At 71.3% G+C, this 3,358-nt stretch carries 2 protein-coding genes; one reads left to right on the plus strand and one right to left on the minus strand.

Annotation, left to right across the window (positions count from 1 at the left end):
• Positions 1-16 precede the first annotated feature (16 nt).
• Positions 17-1,384 (plus strand): M1 family metallopeptidase, encoded by a 1,368-nt coding sequence (locus JS521_RS13165; protein ID WP_205083082.1) that lies wholly within the window; start codon positions 17-19, stop codon positions 1,382-1,384.
• 29 nt (positions 1,385-1,413) lie between these two features.
• Here the strand turns inward: JS521_RS13165 and JS521_RS13170 are convergent, their stop codons facing one another.
• Positions 1,414-3,024, minus strand: coding sequence for a M4 family metallopeptidase (locus JS521_RS13170; protein ID WP_205083046.1), 1,611 nt, complete (start codon positions 3,022-3,024; stop codon positions 1,414-1,416).
• Between the last annotated feature and the right edge of the window lie 334 nt (positions 3,025-3,358).

Here is a 3,358-nt window from a genome sequence, read left to right on the forward strand (position 1 = left end):
CACCACCGCCCCCCTCCTGGTCGCCCTGGTCCTCGCCCTCCTCGGCTCGGGCTGCACCGGCGGGGTCGAGGGCACCCCGGGCGCGGTCGGGGTGCGCGACCCGTACTTCCCCGGGCTCGGCAACGGCGGCTTCGACGTCACCCACTACGGCCTGAAGCTCGACGTCGACCCCGCCGCCGGCCAGCTGCGCGGCACGGCCACGATCACCGCCCGCGCCACCCAGCACCTGAGCGCCTTCCACCTGGACCTCGCCGGACTCGACGTGGAGAGCGCCACCGTCGAGGGGGAGCCCGCCGCCGTGAACCGGGCGGGCAAGGAGCTGACGATCCGCCCCGACGCGGCGGTGGACGACCGGATGCGCAAGGGGCGCACGTTCACCACCGTCGTGCGCTACTCCGGCTCCCCGGAAGCCATCACCGACGCGGACGGCGAACAGGAGGGCTGGCTGCGGACGGCGGACGGGTCGGTCGCCCTCGGTGAACCGACCGGCTCCATGGCCTGGTTCCCCGGCAACCACCATCCGAGCGACAAGGCCGCGTACGACATCGAGGTCACCGTCCCCGACCCGCTGAAGGCGATCTCCAACGGCGAACTGGTCGCCCGGCGTACGGAGAGGGGCCGCACCGCCTACCACTGGCGGACCACCGAGCCGATGGCGAGCTATCTGGCGACCGTCGCCGTGGGGAAGTTCACCACCGAGCAGGCGCGCACCCCCGACGGCGTACGGCTGTTCACCGCCGTGGACCCCGCTTCGGCGGCGGCGAGCGAGGACGTGCTGGCGCAGATCCCGGACGTGCTGGCGTGGTCACGGGCCAGGTTCGGGCCGTACCCGTTCACCTCCGCCGGGGCGATCGTGGAGCGTACGGGCGACTCGACGTACGCCCTGGAGACCCAGAACCGGCCCGTCTTCCCCGGCCCGCCCGACACCGCCCTCCTCGTCCACGAGCTGGCCCACCAGTGGTTCGGGAACTCCGTCACCCCGAAGACCTGGCGGGACATGTGGCTGAACGAGGGCTTCGCCACGTACGCGGAGTGGCTCTGGGCCGCCGACCACGACGGCGTACCGGTCGGGGAGAGCTTCGAGGAGGCGTACGACGACGACGCCAACTGGGCGTTCCCGCCCGCCGATCCGCCCGCCGCCCTCGACCTCTCCGACCCGCCGGTCTACGGGCGCGGGGCCATGGTCGTGCACCGAGTCCGGCTCGCGTTGGACGACGACCGGGCGTTCTTCGCGCTGGTGCGGGGCTGGACGGAGAAGTACCGGCACGGCAACGCCTCCACCGGCGACTTCACCGCGTACGTGGAGGAGGAGACCGGCCAGGACCTCACCGGGCTGTGGGACGCCTGGCTGTACGGCGGAAGCCGGCCGCCCCTGGAGGGCTGACCGGCTCCCGTACTTCCCTACGTGACGCGTTACTTGACGTTGACCCCGGTCCAGGTGGCCGAGACCGCCTTCAGCTCCTCGCTGTCCGCGCCGAACAGGTCGGTCGCGGCCTTCTCGGTCGCGACGCGCGCGCCCGCGTAGTCGGTGGTGGAGGTCATGTAGACCGACAGCGCCTTGTACCAGATCTGGTACGCCTTCTCGCGGCCGATGCCCGTCAGCGTCGAGCCGTCGGAGGTCGCGGAGTCGTACTCGACGCCGTTGACCGTCTTCTTTCCGCTGCCCTCGGCGAGCAGGTAGAAGAAGTGGTTGGCGACGCCGGAGGAGTAGTGGACGTCCAGGTCGCCGAGGTTCTCGTCCCAGAAGTCCGCGGAGTTGCCGTCCTTGGAGGGCTTGTCCATGTAGCGCAGCGGGGTGCCGTCGCCGTTGATGTCGATCTTCTCGCCGATGAGGTAGTCCCCGGCGTCCGAGGCGTTGTCGGCGAAGAACTCCACCGAGGCGCCGAGGATGTCGCTGGTCGCCTCGTTGAGGCCGCCGGACTCGCCCGCGTAGTCCAGGTTGGCGGTGGCGGAGGTGAGGCCGTGGGTCATCTCGTGGGCCGCGACGTCGATCGAGGTGAGGGCGGCCTTGTTGCCCTCGCCGTCGCCGTACGTCATGCAGAAGCAGCTGTCGTCCCAGAAGGCGTTGACGTAGTTCTCGCCGTAGTGGACCCGGGAGTAGGCGGCCTTGCCGTCGCCCGCGATGCCGTCGCGGCCGAGCGCGGTCTTGTAGAAGTCCCAGGTCTTCGCCGCGCCGTAGTGGGCGTCGACGGCGGCGGTCTGCCGGTCGCCGCCGGTGCCGTCGCCCCAGGTGTCGTCGTCGTCCGTGACGAGGTCGCCGGTGCCGGAGGACCCCTGGTTCAGGTCGTACGTCTTGTGGCCGCCGCGCTCGCCGTCGGTCAGCTCGAAGCCCGCGTCGGACTTCGTGGTGGTGATCTCGACCTCGCCGCTGTACTGGCTGTTGCCGGTGCCGGTCTCGATGGCCTCGTAGCTGTGCAGCTTCTTGCCGGTCGTGGCGTCGGTGATGGTGTGGACGCGGCTGGGCGTGCCGTCCTTCTGGACGCCCTTCTTGACGGTCTCCCAGGCCAGGACCGGGTTCTCGCCGCCCGCGTAGATCACCTTGCGGGCGCTCGCCGCGGCCTTCAGCTTCGGCGTCGTGGACGCCACGGCTATCTTCGCGTCGGTCGCCTTGTCGACGCTCTTCAGCTTGCCGGCGGCGGTGGTGTGGGTGACGAGGTCGCCGCCGAGGACGGGCAGGCCGTCGTAGGTGCGCTCGTAGCGGGTGTGGACCGTGCCCTGGGCGTCCTTGATGACGTCGCGGGCGATCAGCTTCTCCTGGCCGCCGAGCTTCAGGGCCTTCGCGGCGGAAGAGGCGTCCGCCTGGGCCGCCTTGATGGCAGTGGCGCGCTGCGCCGAGGGGTTCACGCCGAGTGCGGCGGCCGTGGTGGGCTGCGCCGCGGTGGTGCGGGCGTCGTCGTCGCCGGGCGTGGCGACGGCGGATCCGGCCTGGACGCCGGCGACGACCATCGCGGCGGTCGCCGCGAGTGCCGCGATGCGACGGGTGTTCCGGGCGCGGGAGTTGTGGGGGGTGGTGTGGAGGTTCATGTGTGTTCTCCGTCGGTCGTCCTGTGGGGGGACTACGAGCGGAGAGCGTGCCATCAAATGTGCGAAGTTGACGGTGTGCCGACAATTGCCTCACAAGTTTTTGACCAGTTCTTGTACGAATGGGGTGCCGGACTGTCCGGTATTCGGTGAAGTGGCGGGTTTCAGCGGTGCGGAGGGGTCGGCTTGACGGTGGCTCACCATGCCGGAGCCCCCGGGGCGGGGGGGGGGCGGGGGGGGGGGGGGGGGGGGCGGGGGGGGGGGGGGGGGGGGGGGGGCGGGCGGCCGCGGCGTGGTCGTAACGTGCCGCGGCTGCCGGGGCGTTCCCCCTCGGAAG

Origin of the sequence: Streptomyces durocortorensis, from assembly GCF_016901035.1 — a bacterium.
Taxonomy (GTDB): Bacteria; Actinomycetota; Actinomycetes; order Streptomycetales; family Streptomycetaceae; genus Streptomyces; species Streptomyces durocortorensis.